The sequence below is a fragment of the Paenibacillus sp. MZ03-122A genome (assembly GCF_024213325.1).
GTDB classification, from domain to species: domain Bacteria; phylum Bacillota; class Bacilli; order Paenibacillales; family Paenibacillaceae; genus Paenibacillus; species Paenibacillus polymyxa_B.
In genome coordinates, this window is the sequence record NZ_JANAVI010000006.1 from 66,632 (window position 1) to 86,222 (window position 19,591).

General features: G+C 44.9%; 14 protein-coding genes. 6 read left to right on the forward strand and 8 right to left on the reverse strand.

The genetic code is table 11. The annotated features are described in order from the left end of the window. Window positions 1-142: 142 nt before the first annotated feature. The 4 genes from NLX74_RS14560 to NLX74_RS14575 all read left to right on the forward strand — a co-directional run bounded on the left by NLX74_RS14560 (window position 143) and on the right by NLX74_RS14575 (window position 4,936). Entirely contained in the window at window positions 143-1,114 is a 972-nt protein-coding gene (locus tag NLX74_RS14560; RefSeq protein WP_254329141.1) for a LacI family DNA-binding transcriptional regulator, read from the forward strand. 233 nt (window positions 1,115-1,347) lie between these two features. Then, on the forward strand, window positions 1,348-2,190 hold the full coding sequence (licT, locus tag NLX74_RS14565; protein ID WP_235308579.1) for a BglG family transcription antiterminator LicT: 843 nt from the start codon (window positions 1,348-1,350) through the stop codon (window positions 2,188-2,190). A gap of 235 nt (window positions 2,191-2,425) precedes the next feature. Then, window positions 2,426-4,282, forward strand: a complete 1,857-nt coding sequence (locus NLX74_RS14570) for a beta-glucoside-specific PTS transporter subunit IIABC (RefSeq protein ID WP_254329142.1) — start codon at window positions 2,426-2,428, stop codon at window positions 4,280-4,282. A 138-nt stretch (window positions 4,283-4,420) separates the two neighbouring features. After that, complete coding sequence (locus NLX74_RS14575; RefSeq protein ID WP_254329143.1) at window positions 4,421-4,936, forward strand: thioredoxin family protein; 516 nt, start codon at window positions 4,421-4,423, stop codon at window positions 4,934-4,936. Between the two features lie 196 nt (window positions 4,937-5,132). Here the strand turns inward: NLX74_RS14575 and NLX74_RS14580 are convergent, their stop codons facing one another. Next, a complete protein-coding gene (locus NLX74_RS14580; RefSeq protein WP_254329278.1) occupies window positions 5,133-6,491 on the reverse strand; it encodes a sugar phosphate nucleotidyltransferase in 1,359 nt (452 codons plus the stop codon). A 159-nt stretch (window positions 6,492-6,650) separates the two neighbouring features. On the opposite strand from NLX74_RS14580, the gene NLX74_RS14585 reads away from it, so the two are divergent. After that, complete coding sequence (locus NLX74_RS14585) at window positions 6,651-7,346, forward strand: response regulator transcription factor (RefSeq protein WP_254329144.1); 696 nt, start codon at window positions 6,651-6,653, stop codon at window positions 7,344-7,346. Between the two features lie 42 nt (window positions 7,347-7,388). Here the strand turns inward: NLX74_RS14585 and NLX74_RS14590 are convergent, their stop codons facing one another. From NLX74_RS14590 to NLX74_RS14600, 3 genes are read right to left on the reverse strand one after another with little or no spacing between them, the layout of a single operon-like run. Next, the gene (locus NLX74_RS14590; protein WP_254329145.1) at window positions 7,389-11,819 is read right to left on the reverse strand and encodes a nucleoporin NDC1; all 4,431 of its coding nucleotides are present in this window, start codon (window positions 11,817-11,819) and stop codon (window positions 7,389-7,391) included. Between the two features lie 49 nt (window positions 11,820-11,868). Then, window positions 11,869-13,602 (reverse strand): ATP-binding protein, encoded by a 1,734-nt coding sequence (locus NLX74_RS14595; RefSeq protein WP_254329146.1) that lies wholly within the window; start codon window positions 13,600-13,602, stop codon window positions 11,869-11,871. Beyond that, window positions 13,599-14,048: a hypothetical protein gene (locus tag NLX74_RS14600; protein ID WP_023990008.1), complete on the reverse strand. Its 450-nt coding sequence runs from the start codon at window positions 14,046-14,048 to the stop codon at window positions 13,599-13,601. The genes NLX74_RS14595 and NLX74_RS14600 overlap by 4 nt, the downstream gene beginning before the upstream one ends. 45 nt (window positions 14,049-14,093) lie before the next feature. Here NLX74_RS14600 and NLX74_RS14605 point away from each other — a divergent pair, with 45 nt between their 5' ends. Continuing rightward, entirely contained in the window at window positions 14,094-14,798 is a 705-nt protein-coding gene (locus NLX74_RS14605; RefSeq protein ID WP_254329147.1) for a response regulator, read from the forward strand. Here the strand turns inward: NLX74_RS14605 and NLX74_RS14610 are convergent. The 4 genes from NLX74_RS14610 to NLX74_RS14625 are packed head-to-tail and all read right to left on the reverse strand — an operon-like array spanning window position 14,766 to window position 19,238. Beyond that, window positions 14,766-15,677, reverse strand: coding sequence for a glycosyltransferase family 2 protein (locus NLX74_RS14610; RefSeq protein ID WP_069290231.1), 912 nt, complete (start codon window positions 15,675-15,677; stop codon window positions 14,766-14,768). The genes NLX74_RS14605 and NLX74_RS14610 overlap by 33 nt on opposite strands. Further along, a complete protein-coding gene (locus NLX74_RS14615) occupies window positions 15,637-16,863 on the reverse strand; it encodes a glycosyltransferase family 4 protein (protein ID WP_069290232.1) in 1,227 nt (408 codons plus the stop codon). Before NLX74_RS14615 ends, NLX74_RS14610 begins: the two co-directional genes overlap by 41 nt. Next, window positions 16,847-18,112, reverse strand: a complete 1,266-nt coding sequence (locus NLX74_RS14620; RefSeq protein ID WP_069290233.1) for a polysaccharide biosynthesis protein — start codon at window positions 18,110-18,112, stop codon at window positions 16,847-16,849. The genes NLX74_RS14615 and NLX74_RS14620 overlap by 17 nt, the downstream gene beginning before the upstream one ends. 4 nt (window positions 18,113-18,116) lie before the next feature. Beyond that, window positions 18,117-19,238 (reverse strand): glycosyltransferase, encoded by a 1,122-nt coding sequence (locus NLX74_RS14625; protein WP_061828845.1) that lies wholly within the window; start codon window positions 19,236-19,238, stop codon window positions 18,117-18,119. Between the last annotated feature and the right edge of the window lie 353 nt (window positions 19,239-19,591).

Consider the following 19,591-nt stretch of genomic DNA (forward strand, 5'->3'; position numbering starts at 1 on the left):
GAACAATGCAACCTAACGATAACCGTTCTCCTTTGAAATGCATTGACAGATACCTTAAAATAGACGTAATGCCTTCATAAGCATCCTAATCGTTGTAACGCGTTTCATGTCAAGTATTTTTTCTTATGTGAGGAGAAGCACCATGTCGAATCTTGATCAAATTGCAAAACTGGCGGGCTTTTCCAAAGCTACGGTATCCAGAGTATTAAATCAGTCCCCCCATGTTAGTCACGAAACAAGAGCTAAAATTTTGAAAATCATGCAGGAATTAGATTATGTTCCTAATCGAAATGCCATTTCTCTATCCAAGGGTCAGACGCTTCAGATCGGTATCATTACTTCAACTATTAATGAAATTGTTCTCGCTTTTCTGGACAGCTTTGTGGAAGTAGCGGGCCAAAATGAATTTCAAACCATTATTTATACTTCGGGAGAAGACAAAAAGAAAGAGCTTCAAGCCTTTGAGGATTTAAAAAGAAAAAGAGTCGATGCGCTGGTCATCATTTCCTGCGTGAATGACACTGATTTTTTGAGCACCTATTGCAAATATGGCCCGATCGTGTCGTGGCAACGAATGGAGCATACCGATATTCGCTCCGTCGCTATGGATCAGTATGAAGGATATATGTTAGCGCTCAAACATTTGATACAAAAAGGCTATACTCGTATAGCCAATGCTTTTGGCCGTCCGAGCAGTATTAATACCCATAGTAGACAACGAGCCTACGAACAGATCATGAGTGAGCACAATCTGCCAGTGTTGCAACACTGGAATCACTCTTCTATTTATAATATCCGTGATGGCGAACAGGTCGTACGGGATTTGTTACAGCATCCGGACGAATTTCCAGAGGCTATTTTATGTGCTAACGATTATGTAGCAGTGGGCATTCTCTGCGAAGCACGCAGACAAAAACTGAACGTACCGGAAAATCTGGCAATTGTTGGATTCGATAACACGGATTTGGCGCATACGCTGGGGATTACAACGATTCAAAATCCTATCATGGCTCAAGCACAAAATGCCTTTTTCATGCTTTCCCCTCAGCTGATGGGACGCCAAATGAAGCTTCATTCGCTAGAGTACAGCCTCATTGAACGTACGACTACATAAGGTAACGATGTACTTGCAAATTAGGCAAAAGGGCCTTGATAAGAAATATTTTTTGTCGAAACAGAATAAAATATGTTGAAATCGCTTTTTTTTGTGCTACAATAGCACTATATCGAAGGATTGTGACCGGTGATGCGGGCAATGCCTGAGTTCAATTGAGTGCTATTGCTAACAATAGTATTGAATTGTGCTTAGGCATTTTTTATTGGTAAAGGATGGGAGGGGGAACTTCAATGATTATTGAGAAGGTGCTCAATAACAACGTCCTATTGACTAAAAACGATAAAGGCAAAGAGGTCATCGTGATGGGAAGAGGTATTTCCTTCAAAAAGGTGGCTGGCGATCAAGTCGATGATGATAAAATAGATAAGATTTTCATGTTAAATGAAAACGAGTTCACGGCCAAACTAACCGAGTTGCTGAACGATATTCCTGTATCTCATCTGGAGGTCGTGAATGAAATTGTAAAGCATGCAACGGAAGTATTGGATACGGAGTTAAGCGATAATATTTATTTAACGTTGACCGACCATATTCATTTTGCCATACAACGGCAAGAAAAAGGACTGGCACTCCAAAACGCGATGCTGTATGAAATTAAACGCTTTTACAAAAAAGAATTTGCAGTTGGGCTGGATGCTCTCCAAAAAATTGAAAATACGCTCGGAGTAAAATTAGGCGAAGATGAAGCGGGATTTATTGCATTGCATGTGGTGAATGCACGGATCGACGGTAACGAAATGAAATCCACACTAAAAATGACCGAGATTGTCCAACATATCTTGAACATTATTACGTATCATTACGGAATTGTGCTGGATGAGTCTTCTTTTAGCTATTCGAGATTTTTGACACATTTGCAATATTTTGCGATGCGAGTGATTCGCAAAGAAGTCATTCACAGTGGTGAAGAATTTTTGTACAACCAGGTGAAGCAGACGTATACCGAAGCTTTTGCTTGTGCTCAAAAGATCAATGAGTATCTGGAAAAAACATACGATCAATATTTAAGCAAGGATGAATACGTATATCTAACTATCCATATTCATCGCGTAACTGAACGTAATAACATATAAGACTAACAACTTCATACCTTCATCGTTCATGGATTGTGACTGGTAAGGCAGGCAAAACCTAAACTGATGGTGAAATCGACGTTCCTCTATAGGAGAGAGTGCGTAGTTTTCACCACGAGTTTAGGTTTTTCTTGTTTACAAGTTTTAAAAAAAGATGCACGCCGGCGTATCTTAGCAACAGCTGTAAACAGTAAATCCTATCAGTAGCAAGAATAACCCATAAGGAGTTCTGAACATGAGTGATAAAGAACTATCTAAAAAAATAGTGACCCTCGTTGGTGGCGAAGAGAATGTCAATTCGGTATTCCATTGCGCTACACGCTTGAGATTTAAATTAAATGATCGTACAAAAGCAGACAAAGCCGCACTGGAAGCAACCCCTGGTGTCATTACCGTAGTGGAAAGCAGCGGCCAGTTTCAAGTGGTTATCGGCAACAATGTAGGTCAAGTGTTTGAGCATATGATGGCAGAAACAAATTTACAGGATGCTGACAATCCAAATGCGAAAAAGGAAGAGTCTTCCGAAAAAACGAATTTCCTTGGAAAAGCGGTCGATATCATTTCCAGCATTTTTTCTCCTCTTTTGGGAGCTCTTGCAGGGGCGGGTTTGCTCAAAGGGATTCTGGCCTTAATTTTGTCGCTCCAATGGATTGATAATACAAGCGGTACGTATCTGATTCTGAACGCCGCTTCAGACAGTGTATTTTATTTCTTGCCTCTATTTCTGGCTATTACATCATCCCGTAAATTTAAGACAAATGCCTTTGTATCTGTCGCAGTTGCTGGAGCCCTTGTCTACCCGGATGTTATTGCAGCGGTGGACAATCCGGCAAAACTGGCTTTTCTCGGGATTCCAATCATTTTAATTAAATACAGTTCCAGCGTAATCCCAATTATTCTCGCGGTATGGGTACAGTCCTATGTGGAGCGCTGGTTCAATTCCTTTATCCATCAATCGGTTAAAAACATTATCGTACCTATGCTATCACTACTGGTCGTTGTTCCGTTGACGTTTTTGGCCTTTGGTCCAGTCGGTAACCTGATCAGTCAGGGCTTGGCGAACGGTTTTACATGGGTATACAATTTAAGCCCATTGATCGCCGGAGCTGTTGCCGGAGCATTCTGGCAAGTATTTGTTATTTTCGGCGTACACTGGGGCTTTGTTCCTATCATGCTGTCCAATATTCAAACATTGGGTTATGACACGATGCTTCCGATGCTTACAGCAGCTGTACTTTCTCAAGCCGGTGCAACACTGGGGGTATTCCTGAAATCCCGGAACACCCAGATGAAGGCTTTGGCTGGTTCCTCTACACTGGCAGCTGTATTTGGGATTACTGAACCAACGATTTATGGTGTAACTTTGAAATTGAAAAAGCCTTTCATTTATGCTTGCATTTCCGGTGGTATTGGGGGCGCTATTATCGCTTCTGGCGGAGCGACTGCAAAATCCTTCTCCCTGCCTAGTTTACTGGCGTTGCCAACTTATTTTGGAACTGGATTCTTGTGGGTAGTCATCGGTTTGCTCGTTGCCTTTGTACTCGCAGTTGTGTTGGTTATGATTTTGGGCTTTGAAGATCCAAAAGAAGAAACTGCAAAAACAGAAGCTGCACCCGTAAAGAAAGAAGTGGCAATCGAGAAAGAAATTCTCGTAAGCCCACTGCAAGGTAAAGTATTGCCTTTGGAACAATCTTCTGATGTTGCTTTTGCTTCAGGTGCTATGGGAAAAGGAATCCTCATTGATCCTACAGAGGGTGTGCTGACATCCCCTGTCAATGGAACGATTACGACAGTATTCCCGACCGGACATGCAATCGGTATTACTTCCAATGACGGAGCAGAAATTCTGATTCACGTGGGTGTGAATACAGTGAAGCTGAAAGGACAATTCTTTGACAAGCACGTCAAGGAAGGCGATGTGGTTAAGCAAGGACAACTGTTGCTTGAATTTGATATAGAGCAAATTAAGGCGGCAGGCTATACTACAGCTACACCAATTATCGTAACAAATTCCGCTCAATACCTGGATGTGTTGAACACAATGGAAACTGAAGTGAAGCGTGAGGATTACTTGTTGACTGTTGTGGTCTAACGTTTTAACTATCAGACCAAAGAAGCTTTCCCAACAATGGAAAGCTTCTTTTTTTATACATATTGAGACAAGTGTTACAGCTAGAAATGGAAATATCATTTACTGTAAGTGTAAGATTGTAAAAAAAGGAGGATTTCTGTGAAAAAAGGATATATCGCCGGGTTAAGTGTCATTGTATTACTTATCATTGGTATCGCTATTTCAGCTGTAGCTAAATTTCAAGACCTAGAGCAGGTTGTTCAACAAAAAGACAAAGAAATCCAAGCGAGCAAAAGCAATTACCCGGAAATATATGACCACTTGAATGCGGTTACATTTGAAAGTTTTAAGAGTTTAATTCAACAGGATCGAAGTGTACTTGTCTATGTCGGCAGACCCAGTTGTGGCGACTGCAACCGGTTTGAGCCTAACTTTAACAAGATGATTGACCAGTATAATCTAGGCTCTAAAATTACTTTTTTGAACGTTCACAAAATCCATAAGGACAAGTCCCAATGGAATAAATTCAAAGAGGATTACAACATAAAATACACCCCCACCATTGCAGAATTCAGAAACGGCAAACTGGTTGATAAAATAGAATGGACACCTAAAAGAGACCTCAGTACGGAGGCCGTAAAAGAGTGGCTGACTTCCAAGAAAATTATTTTATAAGTCTCTTTTCTATTCCTTTTATTACAAACACAAAGAACTGTTTATGCAAAAAAGGTATTCATTCGCGTAGCGCATGAATACCTTTTTTAAGAATGCAAAGGTCTTCCAAGCTCTAATAAAAAATAGTTCCTCCTACTCTTCACTGCGTTCTGATAAACGCTCATTCATATCTATCAGTCCCTATATTGTAGACACTTCATAGAGTATGGTCGTCAATCGAATCAGGAAATTCATATCGGATAATATCTGTTTCGGATACGATATGTCCGATTTGTGACTCAATGAATTCTAAATCTCCCTCTACTGCCCCTATAAAATGCTTTGTACCGGGTTCTACGACGATAACCTCACCTGGGCTGACTGTCTGTGTCACGCCATTGATAGAGACACTTCCAGTTCCAGAAACTATGGTCCAAACTTCTTTACGGTACTGGTGCTCATGATAGCTGATAAATCTTCCGTTCGATATGACCACGCGTTTGGTCACTGTCTGCAATCCACTTGCCGCCTGTTGATGGGATAATACAGTTTGCTTTCCCCAGAAGCGCTCCTCAAAACGCGGGCCGATTTCAATTTCCGCCACCATATCCTTAATTCCTGTTGACGACTGTCGATCCGTAACCAGCACGCCATCTGGACCGGCAACGACAATAATGTCCGGGACATTCCAGATGCTAACCGGAATCTCCAGTTCATTGATGATATGCGAGTCATGGGAAGCTTCTGAAATATATCCCGGGCCACTTAGCTTCGAACTTACTTCCCGCACCAACGAATCCCATGTACCCAAGTCTCTCCACTCTCCATGATATGGAAGCACGGAGAGCTTATGAGTATGCTCTACTACTGCAATATCGAAGCTAGTTTTAGGCAAGTCTGCATAATTTGTCGAAAGAGAATTGTAGTCGACTGGTAAACCCATTTGCTCCAGAATATCCAACAAAAAGCCCAGTCTAAAAGCAAACACCCCGCAATTCCATAAGGCCCCTTCGCGGATCAACGCTTCTGAACGGATCAGATCCGGCTTTTCTACAAATGAACTAACTCTGTAATATGGCTGGTCAAGTGAAGAAGAGGCTGAAGGCACAATATATCCGTATTTATCAGAAGGCTCCGTTGGAGCAGCCCCCATTAATGCGATATGGCTTCCTGATTGCTCTAATATTGAAGGAAGCCTGCGCAGATGTTCAAAAAATTCATCCCCCGCATACCCGTCCACAGGCATGACCCCTACGATCTCGTCGCGTGATGCACCTGCAACGTCATGCAAGTAGGCTGTAGCCAGGGAAATGGCCGGGAAGGTATCCCGCTGAGTAGGCTCCTCAATGACTACAGCACCTCCGCCAATTTGCCCCCGGATCAGCTCGGCCTGAGTTCCACTCGTCGAAAAATAGGCCTCATCTGCCAAATTCGCCTCATCTAATTGCCTCCATATTCGTTGCAGCATACTTTCGGGCCGTTCGTCGTGACGTAGTATGGAAAGAAACTGCTTGGGACGGTTCACATTGGATAAGGGCCATAGACGTTTACCCGAACCTCCAGATAATAAAATCATTCGCAAAGATGCAACCTTCTTCCTGTAAATTAATACTTTCTTACATTATAGGACTGTTCAATTTTCGCATTTCTGCCGAATACATAAGTATGTATTATCGTGGCAAATACATGATTATGCAATGCTATTGTATCTTTGTCTGTACAGGAGATGTCAGTCATGCCCATAAAAATACTCGTCATTGAAGATCAAAAAAGTTTGGCAGATATGATTGCTCTTCATCTTCGGGAGGAAGGCTATCATACCGAGCTTATTCATGACTCTAAACTTGCAATTCCTACACTTATGCGTTTTAAGCCGGATATTATTGTGACCGCTCTGATGTTTTCCGGTAAAGTCGAATGTGCGCTGATCAGCCAAATCCGTCAATTTACCACAGTCCCTATGCTGGTCATCTCTAATAACACCGTGCTGAATATAAGAATAAAGGCTCTGGATGACGGAGCAGATGACTTCTTATGCAAGCCGTTCAGTCTGATAGAGTTAAATGCCCGCATCAAAGCCCTGCTGCGCCGCTGCGGCCGCAACATGCTCACTGAATCGCAAACGGTAACTCAAAAGATTAAAAAGGTAAGGGTTTGGGTGAATGATTACCGTCATTGTCTGTTAGTCGATGACCAAGAAATAGAAGTTACTCAAATCGAATTTTCTATTATAAAAGAGATGTCCTGCTATCCAGGTAAAGTCTTTACCCGCAGTGAGCTGATGGATCGGATCAAAGGCGGAGATGGCGCTTATCTGGATCGCACTATCGACGTACATATTTCAAGCCTCCGCAAAAAAATAGAACGTGACCCTAAAAATCCTCAGCACATCCGTACTGTATGGGGCAGAGGCTACAAATATGAGATGTAGCTGTATCATGGCTACCCATTTCCCCACAGAGCAGCTTGCTTTTTATGGAAGTTTTCGCTTCTTCCACCGCCGATAAGGAAGAAAACAAGCTGCCCCACCCAGTATCCCTATGAGGAACAGCACCCAGCCGAAACGGTAGGCGGAAGCCAGAATAACGACGACCTTCCCGTTTCCGTTACCATCGGTAATGAATCCGGTAGTCACTCCATTGACGGACAGACGGGCTCGCTGATTTTCGCTACCCAGCCTGAACTCCCACAGTGGATTGGGTGATTCGGTCTCCCGGATCAGCACCTGTTGATGCGTTGGATTATATAGCGTAAAACTGCGTTCCATGGAATTTTCACGAGTAGCCTGGATGCTTTCCGAAGCATGGGGAGCCATAAAAAAGGTATCCATATCCGTTCCCTCAAACAACGTAAATTGATCCACAGTGATCATCGCTTGATAAGGGATGATGGAATATTGCTTCATTTGAAATAAGCCTGACTGCTTCTTGTGCGCATGCGCTAAAATCTGAAACTGCATCATGGCGGTTCCTGCCGGAGCCTTCACAATTTGATCATAATGATTCCATTGTTCCTTATCTCTTTCCTCCACCTCATCAATATAGGAGGTTTGGAGAACCTGGGACGCTTTATTCAAAAAAATGACCTTCATATGCCGACTTCCAATTTGTTCTGATCGCGCATCCAACTGCACGGCATACTCTTGCAGCGGCTCTGCCTTCATTTTCTTGGACGCATAAATATTCCAGTCACAGGAATAGCTAGGTGCGTAACGAATAGACAGTTCTTTGTCCTTGATTGACATATTCGTCTGACCAGGTCGAATATCCGCCACACATCCGACATCCGTCGTGCTCAATGATTCCTTCGTATCCTCCCCAGGCATCACCGTCACTTCCTGCCCGCCCATTCGATGAATATCTCCAAAACTACTTAATGACGGTACTTGGCTGTCCAGCACAAGGGTTAAGTGATACTTTCCCTTGGTTAGGAACAGATTTTTGAATTCCACTCGACCATAGTCATTCAGCAGACCGGGAATTTGTATGATTTTCTTGGCAAAACCATCCTGATTGGGCACCGTTTCAATAACCTGTGTTTCGGATAAAGAGGTAGCGGGTAACCGCTTATACGACTCCCCCGTATGAATCGTTCTGGTCAACACCTCTCCAGTCTCTTCATTCGTCCACTTCATCGTTAATGACCCCTGGTACCCGGCGGGGAGATTAGCCAAAATAGCTGTGGCATAGGTTCCCGTTTTGGCGACTTCCACATCCCTGCTTAACGTTCCCTTCTGATAGCTGATTCCCCGCCCCATACTAACTCTCGGTAAAGCACGTTCTGTCTGCACATTCCCTTCGGCGTTAAAATCGTTCTCTGCCTCCAAGGTGAAAAAGAGCTTGCCCCGCTTTAATGCCTGCTCCACGGGAAAAGATAGCTGATCTAGCTGATCCACAGGCACAATCGCAAATTGATTGACCGCATTAAAGCCTTGCAGGTTATTAACCGTGACCGGGGTATCTCCTTTGGGAAAGGCATGCACTCCCAGATCGACCCATTGGAATTGGTTCAAGCCATCATCCTGAGTTTTGATATTAACCACTTTGTCGGGCAGTGTGACTTGCAATTTCCCGCCTGCCTTATTCATAAACACTCTAGCATATACATGCGAGGTTTGAGGCTGATCCAGTTTTTTGTGCATCGTAAACGTGTTAGGCTTGCTGTATTGCCCCAAATCACGCAGCTGGATATCATGAATCCACCAGTAATTTTTTTGCTGTGGACGCTGTAAGGTTAACAAATCCATTCGCATCCAATAGCTGCCTGGCGGCGAAACGTATTCCCCGTAAAATTTCACACTGTCAAAATTATATCCCTCCGAGGGCGCCACAACATAGCTAACCCCCAGCTCACGCATTTGCTTATCGTAAAATCTCATTTTTACATGCATTTTGTTCGTCCCGCGGCCAGAAACAGTAATTTGGAACTGATACGGATTATTTTCCTTGGCTTCCAGCAAACCCGATCTAGCGACCTGCCATATATTACTCGGGTCTCCCTTCATAATTTCGCCGTGCAGAGTGGGCACATCATTCAATTCCTCACGGGGATTAGCCTGCACACTGAACAACTGCGGATTATCCGGCTTGAAGAAGGTTTCGGTCCGCAACATGGAATCAAAGTCCACGACCGTCTTCCCATCGATGCTGCTCATCTGATACGGGGCCACATCCAGCTTCTTACTGGCAAAGGTAACCGCAATCCCTGCATCCATTTCCATATCGAACGGAAAGTTCCGTATATTTTGGGAGGATAAATACCATAACCAATCGTTGGTCGAGGCAAAGGTTTTGGACCATTTTAAAAAGGCATTACCATCCTCAATGGCATCAAAAGGCCGTAAGTAATCCTCTGCTGGAAGCTGTGACAACAGCAAGTCATTAAAGGACGCCGCTTCCACATAATCCCCTTTGTTAATCGTCTGGATGGTTTTTAGCTCAGGCCTTAACGCACTGAACAGCACTCCAAAGCGGTTAAAATCAAAACCAGGCAGATGACTGTAGCTCTCCAGTCGGCTAAAACCGTAAGGTGTTACAATTTTACTCGCAAGGATGTTCATATAGGGCGGTGTCTGATCGAGATTGAATATGGAAAATAGCCCGTTTTGGTACGTACGTTTCAACCCGGTCTGACCTTCCAGCTGAGACAGGTGGAAATCCTGCCGCTTCTCCTGGCCCACATATTCATCATGGTAGACCAACTGGTTGACCCCAAAGGTAGAGAACAGCCAGCCTAACCGGGAGCTTAATCCGTTGTCCATAACATACTGCAGAAAATTCATATAGTATGTAATGCCGGGATCATTCCCCTCATGATGAAAGATCGTATTTTTAGGAGAAGAGTATACCTGAAAATCTCCGGTTGCCTTCTCGTTTGCGGTCTTCCCTTTATTCCATTTGGGCGTGGCTACTCCGTTATAGCTCTGAATCATATTGTCAGCAATCGGAAAGTATAATGCCTTGCTATCGTAACGATCCGGGTCAGTCAGCTTTTCAGCCATTTGACTATAAGCCTCCGGCACTTGTACCGGCTTGTAGTACCCCTCAATGAACTGAGTACGCAAGGGAGCAAAATATACCCCGAGGCACAAGACAACGATAACTACTGCTAGCTTTTTATATACACGCTGCAACGGGGATGATCCGAACCATTCCATAAATTGAATGACACCAAAGGTCAGCAACACCCCGAAATTAAGGGCAATCAGTCCAATAAATTTGTTAGGATCACGGAAAACCGAACCAATCACAGGGGTTTTCGTAACCAAAATGACAAACCACTTGGCGATGGATGGCAACGTCGTCCCGGTAGCTGCAACCAGAAACAGCAGCGTAAGTAGCGAGAAGATCAGAATAATCGGATTTTTATGTGAACGTGTCACCATCGCATACCCGATCAATAGCAACAAAAATCCCCCTCCTATATAAAACATGCTAGGCAGTGAGGACAAGGAAAACATGGGCCACCAATAGCTCAGTAAATAACCTACGTTATATAAACTGCTGTTGCGGCTGAACAGAGACAACGTATCCACAACGTTGATATTATGCTGAGACGCTTGAGCGTCCATCAACATGCTACCGACATATAGAGACAACCAATAAAAACTGAGCAGACCAAAAAAGACGCCAAAAATGATCCCTTTACGCAAAAAATTGCCGTATAACGGCTGCAAATAGCTGCGACCAGCCTTTCGGTGGGTCCAGGTTAGTTTGATCAGTAGCAACAAGGTGAACAATCCCAAGTAAATCATGCCGAAGAAAAAATAGTGAATTGCCGCAGCACTAACGGTGAATACCGCAGCCAACAGAAACAGGTCGATCCAGTTCCGCTGATACAACTTGTGGGGATGATAGTTTTTTATTTGTTGAATTTGAAATTTGGGGTCCACCGCACTAAAAAAGAATCGCAGCATTAACGGAAACAAACTATATCCACAGAGCAAATAAATATGCTGAATGCGGAAAATAACCCACGGATTCAGCGCATAAAACAACGAGCCAACCATGATGGCAAAAATACGGGTCTTCGTAAAGCTTGGTGAATAATACACGCTAACCAGACGCTTGGCAAAGGCATACATCGAAAATGCCGAAACAAATAACAAGCCTGTAATAAACGACTTGAGCAAGACCGGGCCGCTTTCGTCAAATAAGAGTGACAGTCCATAGAAGGGCAAGATGTACAGGATACGTGGAGCATTGAACAAGGTCGAGGTAGACCATCGCTCGTTCCATACTCCGGTTATTTCCTCCAGATACCGATGAGAGGTGGCTCCAAAAGCAATGTCGCTAAACACAATTTGCCCTGGTCCATAGATGGGTGCAAGATATGCAACAATCGCAATCAGCATCAACATCATTGCCGCCATATCGTAGCGGTAGCGAAATATCCATTTTTTCATGCTTGTCCCCCTCTCTTGAACTTCTCGTATATCTGTCGTTATCTTCGGCCTATCTTCTCAAACGAACGATTGCCTGCAAGCCCTGATCGGTATTACGCAGCTTTAAACGACCGCCTATGGTCTTCAGGTATGCATCCATATGATACAGGCTGAACGCATGCTCCTGCGAGTTTTGGGAATAGTCTGGCTGGAAATAGCTCCAACGCATTTTATCATCAATCCCGCCGCCCGTGTCTTCAATGTTAATAATAATTTCTCCTTCTTCCAGCCGTGAACTAACCTTAAGCACTTGAGATTGCCGCTTGGACCGCAGACCTGTTCGGCCCTTTTCCTGATTCTCAGGCTGCTCCCCACCTTGGCCCATGGCCTGCACTGCATTTTCCAGCAGCCCCTGTATCGTTTTGTACAGCATGGGTGCTTGTGCTGCAATTGATGGAACAGGCTCTTGCCGCAAGATCACTTGAATGTTCTTCATGTTCAATGAACGGTTCGCCCATTTCAGCGACTCAGACAATACTTCATTCATATCTGTAAAGCTAATTCCACTATTATCATGCATCTTCTCTTCCAGCTCATCGCGCAAGCTACGAACTCCTGTCAGTAACTCTCCCAGTGAGGATTCCTGTCTGAGACGACCCTGGATGAAATTTTCATTCAACTCACGAAAATACTCCAGTTCCTCATGAGAGGCTCCTTTTCCCTGACTCGAAGCCGCTTCAAAGCGGTTTGCTAGATCATGATAAAATCCCAGTAGCTTCAAATCATCACCGCCTGTGAGACGGCTAGTCTGCTCTTGCAGCTCTTGTAGCTGCTGCTCAATCGTCTGCATTAACGGCAAATAATAGGTGTCCTGCTGCTGTCGCATATCTTCATCTCGCCGTTGGTCACGCACCTGATTGTTCACGATGGCATCCTTTACAATCCGTTTGCGGAACTGTACGAGCATGGCCCACAGAATGAACAATATCAAAACCATGACCATCCATAACTGTTTACGAAAGGAGCTGATTCGCTGAGCTGTATCCTCACTGGCATCCTTAACCGATATGTAAAGGGCCTCTTCCCCAAGGCGGCTGAATCCTATTCCGTGTTTCTCTCCGCCATCTTCGATGATACCTGTATTGCCTTCCAGCAGCCTACGGGTTACGCCCGTGATGTCCGTTCGGTTAATATCCGAAGTACTTCGGGAAGCTACGACCTTAAATTGACCGTTATAAAATAAAGTCTCATGCTGGTTAATCGGTTTACTTTTAATAATCCCGCTGAGCATATCAGCGTCAACCGTGCGCACCATAAAACCGCTCATCTGTGCCCCTTGAATCCTGCATGCTATATACTGGGCAGGCTGATGATCCTCTGTCACAAAAGAGCTTACTGCACAACCATTTTGCAGCCATTTAATCTGCTGGACTACACTTTTCATCTCACGATTGTCTCGTCCGACCATCACATGATACTGCTCATCCAGCACATAAAAGGCCCCGCTTTCACGCTTAAAACCCTCAGGATACTGGCGTGTTCCCTGATTCAGCATATCTCTGCCCAGACTGGACGACAGCTCCTTCAGTTCAGCCTGCCATGCGGCATAACGCTCGGTTATGCTGCTAGAAAGTTCCTGTACCTCATACTGGAGCTGTTCGTTCTGAATCTCCGCCAAGTGAACACTGAATTGTCGCACGACAAACCATTGAAGCACAGCGGCCAGAAACACTGTCACACCCAGGACGATCAGGTACAGGATCAGCTTTTGCCAACCTGGTTTCAACAAAGCCCATTGTTTCATGCTTCCCTGTCCCCTCCATTTTGTTCAAGACGGCTCAAAATAGCCTGCATCAGGCATTCCAGCTCGTAGCTGACCAGCGGTAGCCGTGCGCACAGCAACCGGGGAGTGCGACGCTGGAGGGCAGCAAACCTCGCAGCGGTTTCCGTTGCCCCGTCCGTCAGTAGGATCAACTCGCATGTTTTTGCGATATATAAGCGATCCAGCTCTTCCTCGCCGTATTCTCGCAGATCAACAACGTAAATATCATGACGATCGTCCATATGCTGAAGTGCGCTGGAGACAGCCAGGGTCACCCCTGTATGCCGTGCAGCATGATACTGATGAAGGAGACGCATACCTTTTTCCCAGAGGGCATGTTCAGCCGAATCAAATCGTTCACAAAAAAGACGCAACGCCCGTTCTGTATTGACATCTTTCAAAAATGCCAAAACGCTGATATTATACATGTAGTTCCTCATTTCTTACTTCCTGATTGGAGTTGCGCAGTTCTTATGACACCCCAAAACATTCTATTTGTTGACGACAGCCCTATGGTTCTGTCCCTGCTCGAACGGACCTTGACGCAAGAAGCATTTAACTTACATACCGCTCACACGCCCAAAGAAGCCTTACAAGTGCTGGAACAGCACCCGATTGATGTGGTCGTTTCCGATCTGCTCATGCCTGGTCTGGATGGGATTACCTTCCTTCGCATGATTAAGAAGGATTATCCACATATCGTACGAATCATTTTGTCTGGTCACCTGCATACGCAGTCCATTTTATCGGCAATTAATCAAGTCGGTGTGTTCCGTTTTTGTACGAAACCGCTGGAGTTGGATGATGATACGCTAAAGAAAATACTGTATGAGGCGCTTGATCAGGCCAAACTCAACCGAAATAGCCTGCATGCAGAACAGAACGTAGCTTCCGACCTGTCAGCATTTATAGACAGCATTTTGAACGCTCCGTACCGACCCTATGTGCTACTGAATGAACAAGATATCGTAACCGCTGTACACATCGCACTCGCTGAGCTGTATCCTGTCGGCTGCTCACTACGTCATCCTGACGGGGAAGGTATTCAGTTAACCACGCATTCATTATATATACCGTATGAGGAGTCGGAATCTTCCGATCCCGACCTGTACACGCTGGATACGCTGACCCTTGGCCATTCATCGTTACGCCTTATCCGCCTTAGCGAGATCGCCTGAGTGACGGGTGCCGCCCTTTAACACGGCGGCTACCCCAATCACAGTCAGGCATACATACATCCACAACATCCCCATCGTCAGCAAGGGGTGACGGATATAGTTTTTCAAATTCCCCCATGTATACAGCACCGGACGGAAGAAGTACCAACGTTCCAGCGCCTTTCGCAATCCGCCCTCTTCAGATGACATCGTACGATCCATCACCGAAAAGTAGTAAGCTTTTTTACGTAATACATCGTGCAGATACACCTGTTTTTCATCATGGTATACCCGTGTAAATACCGCCCGGCGAATAACTCCGCCAGACTCTATATAACGCAAGGTTGGCTGTATTTCTTCAAAAGCAATCTGCTCCGCATTAAATCCGCCCGTCGATTCATAAGCGCTCATTCGCCAGAAGCGTGCCGCTTCAATGGAGCGTTTTCCCAAGGTCTCACCCGCGTTATTAATCACATTTCGCTCAAAAACTTTCACTTTGGAAAAAAAATTGTCCGCTTCCGAATACGCCTCCTCCGGAATGACCAAGGCGCCAATATCCTGATGATCGTCAAAAAAGTCGATGCTCTGCTGAATCAGATGTTCGGCTAAAATCATATCGGAATCCAATACAAATATGTATTCGGCCCCCAAGTGTTTTGCTTCCTCAACCGCCCTGACCCTGGCGACTCCCCGCTCCCCATGGGGAAGCTCCAGTACCGTTACGGGTACTGAACTCCCTGCCGACAGCATACGAATCGTCTCGACGGTCCGGTCATTGGAGCCATCATCAGCAATTACAATATGCAGATCCTTGTAATTTTGCCCCATACAGCTTCGCAAACAAGGCTCTATCGTCCGCTCATTGTTGTACGTGGAGAAGAGTATGACCACTTTGTCCACTCTGTTCTGCCTCCTCTACCCAATCTTCCATCAACTGCTCAAACGTAGCAGCCGTATGATCAAAATGGAATCTTAACGCATATTGATACGCCCGCTCACGGATGGCCATGTAATCTTCGCCGCCCTTCGCTGCTCTTTCCATTTGTTCAGATAATCCCCGGATGTCGCCGTGAAAGCATAGATACCCGCTTTTTCCGAAATCCGTTGCATCCACCAGCCCCGGTGAATTGCTGACAATGCTGGGCGTTCCAACGGCTGCGGCTTCGGTAATCGTCAATCCCCAGCCTTCACGCAAGGAAGGAAACACCAGCGCGTGGGCACGACTCATCAGCTCCAGCTTATGCTCTGCTGAAACAAATCCGTAAAAGGTAATATCGGCTTGCGATTGCCCCTGTTCATCCGGTTCTCCGTATGTTAATCCATATCGTTTCATAATCGGCAACAATTGTTCTGCCACATAGGTTTTATCGGTTTTTCCGGCAATCCATAACATAGCCTGAGGGAACTTTTCCTTGAGCTGCCCAAAGGCCTCAACAACCAGATCAATGCCTTTATATTTGACGAAGCGCCCAGCATACATGAAGGTCGGATTAGGCTCCTTCGTTAAAAATTGTTCGCGCGGCCAATGATCAAACTCAATGCCTTCCGGTAAAAGATGGACACGATCCGGGTGAAAGCCCAGCTTAAGTAGATCGTATCGAGTAGACGGAGATACCGTAAGCGTCCGATCCTTACGAGCCAGCTTAAGCATCAAGGGCTCCATATGAAACCCAATAACATTTAGCGGGAATTTGGCGTTCTCAAACCATATCTCCCTTGTTAGCTGATGTATGAAAAAAATCCGCTTGGATGCCTCCACCCAAAATCGGGTAAAGAATTGATGCGTATTCGCCTGGTTAATCACATAGTCGATCTTCCTTCGATGACGACGGTAATAGCGCATCGCATAATAAATAACACTGTATATGTTCCCTTTTCGAATATACGTAATACCGTCAATAACTTCATGCTCAGGCATCCCCTCAAATTGAGGTGAAAAATGAATGAACTGGAAGCGGCCTTGCTGTGAACGTTTAAGCATTTCGTGGGTGAAAATTTCTGCTCCCCCGCTTTTAGGTGAACGAATGTCACGCCAGGAAAGCAATAGAACTACGGTTTTACCGTCCTGTTCATGTATGGTATTCATGGGGTAAATCCCCCTTTATCTTTATTTTGAACAAATGCACATAGGCGTCTATTACAAAGTAGAGAGCCATAGCTCCGTAAACAATGAACTCAGATAGCAAAAAATCTACCGGGTCTGTGTGGGCTATATGAAAGGCTACTAATAAGGCCGCGGCTCCTGCCATCAGACTGAACATAAATTTGCGTCTGCCCACCAATACGTGCACATGTACAAAAAACAGCACGATGGAAAATAGCCAGTACACCCAGCCCCCCCATGGAATATAGGCCTCGGCCGATTGGTAAGAGGCTCCGAATAATATGGGAATAGAGGATGGGAACACAAAGGTCGTGCCCACATATACACAGATTGCAGCTACAGCCATTAATCCGGCATAGACGGCAATCAACTTGCCCAAAGCTTGGCGGTCATGCCCCTGTGCACCGATCTTTGGAATAAAGGCAGCAATGAGGCTATACGAAACGTAATAGACCAATTGGCTGTACTTCAGTGCAATGGCATAGCTGCTGGCCTGCTCGGGAAAGTAATGCTGTACATACAACATGTCGATGGAGATACAAAACAAAATAAATAAATTCGTCATAAGGCTATCGGTGAAATCCTGACTCAATGATTTCCATAGCCCAGAAGGGATATGTTCTCTACCGTATGTGAATAAGGACAAGCCACGAGCAGAAACGATCCAGCCGTGGAGCAGCGACAGTAACATTCCCCCACAGCTCGCTAACAGTAGGGCTTCCAGCTTTAACCCCAGTGCAGCCAGGACAAAAAACAGGCTCAGCTTCCCTAGTACCTCAATGTAATAGTTCACATTGAGCGCCAACATGCGTTCCCTGCCCTGTAAATCTCCGCGGCACGAACTCACAAGAATATGCAGTCCGATCAAGCCATACAGCATGAACAGCGGGTCGGATTCGACGCCTAATAACGAACGCAGTAACGGATGAAAGATGAGTAAAATGATCATGGCAAGCACGGTTAGCACCAAAGGTGCTTTGAGTAATAGAGAACCGAGCGGTAAGCTTCGTAGCGCAAGCTTTTGGTCTCCCTTAGAGACCAGTTTGGCAGTTAATAGCTGGATGGATAAACCCAAAACGGATAAAAGCGCAAAAAGCGCCAGCAGCGCATTCGCCTGGCCATAAGCTTGTCCGGTAAGATACCAACTCGCTGCAATGTGGAAGAAAAAATTAAATCCGTTAAGCAGCACATTAAAGAGAGGAAACATCAACGATCGCAATCGGTTGTTCACGTTGTTATCTCACCCGCCGATCCAGTCGCCAAATATCAATGATGGAGCGCAAAAAACGAATAGAATCCTTCCAGACATGGATGTGCGAGCCATCCCGGTCAATACATTTGACGGGTAATTGCAGCACACGAAGCTGGAGTCGCTTGGCAATAAACATCATTTCCAAATCCAACGCCAGTCCGAGCTGTTCCTTTAAATGCGGAAACATTCGCTTCACTGCAACCGAACTCATCACTTTAAGCCCAGTCTGGGAATCCACCACACCTGTGGGTAAAAAAGGACGGGAAATGACTCGCTTACCAAAGCTGACGACAGATCGCAATAAAGATCGATTCTCAGCGGTCATATCCTTGGTTCCGATCACGACATCATAATAGCCCTGCTGAACAACATTAATCATTCTGGCAATATCCTCAATAAAAAAGGAGTCATCTGCGTCCACAAATACGTAGTAATCCGCACCAATGGTCCGCATCCCTTCCAGATACGTCCCTGCCTTACGTGTATTGCGTCCCAATTCCCTTGTTTGAAGCAGCGGGCTAAGATTCTGATTAATCCGGTTTACGGACAAGTCCGTGGCTGCCTCCAGCGCTTTAATCAAGGCATTCGTACCATCGTAGCTGCCATCATCAATGAGATAAATCGAACCTTCAATAATATGGCTGCGGATAAAGACCTGCAATCGTTCAGCAAAGGTTTTGACATGAACAAAACGTTGCTCTTCGTTATATACAGACAAGATAAATGCAATATGTTGGCTTTTGGTCGAATACTCGGGATAGAGCAAGCTTTGTATTTCCGAAAGCATTTCTTCGTTGTCATTGGCTTGCCAAAATAGTAGCCGCAAACGACCTACTCCGATGATTTGCACCATATGCTGATCACTGAACGGAAATGTTACATCCGTCACCAGTAACAGTGGCATTTGCGGAAATTGGCTACGGATCTGATTGGCTTTCCGCACTGCCTGCCCCGGCTCCCTATAATCAATCAGGCAACAACATGCGTTCTCGTAGACTGAAGCTGCCTCCGTGTCCTCGCACTGTATATATTGGTAAAAACAAATCACATTGGGATAATCAATAGCCCTGTCGTTATCGCTAAAAATGGCTATAGGTCCCTGCACACAAACCTCTCCTTTTCCTCCGAATAGTTCTATTTTGTTGAAAAAGAATTAAGAATGTTTGCTTATAGGAGTTAAATTAATGTCCAAATACTTCATATTTCCTTAACAAAATAACTGACACTCCATGATATATATGGAGATAAGAGAAGAAAAACTAATTTTCATATTTGATAAAAACAGAGCATTTAGACCTGATTCATTAGAACCAAAATCATCAGGAATGGTTAGGGAATCTATATAGAAAGTTAGTTCTTTTATATCATTAGAAAGAAACAAATATGGTTATTTTGTCATAGATAAATGCAAGAATAAAACATATTTGCACGTCCATACTATGGACAACATGTCATCTT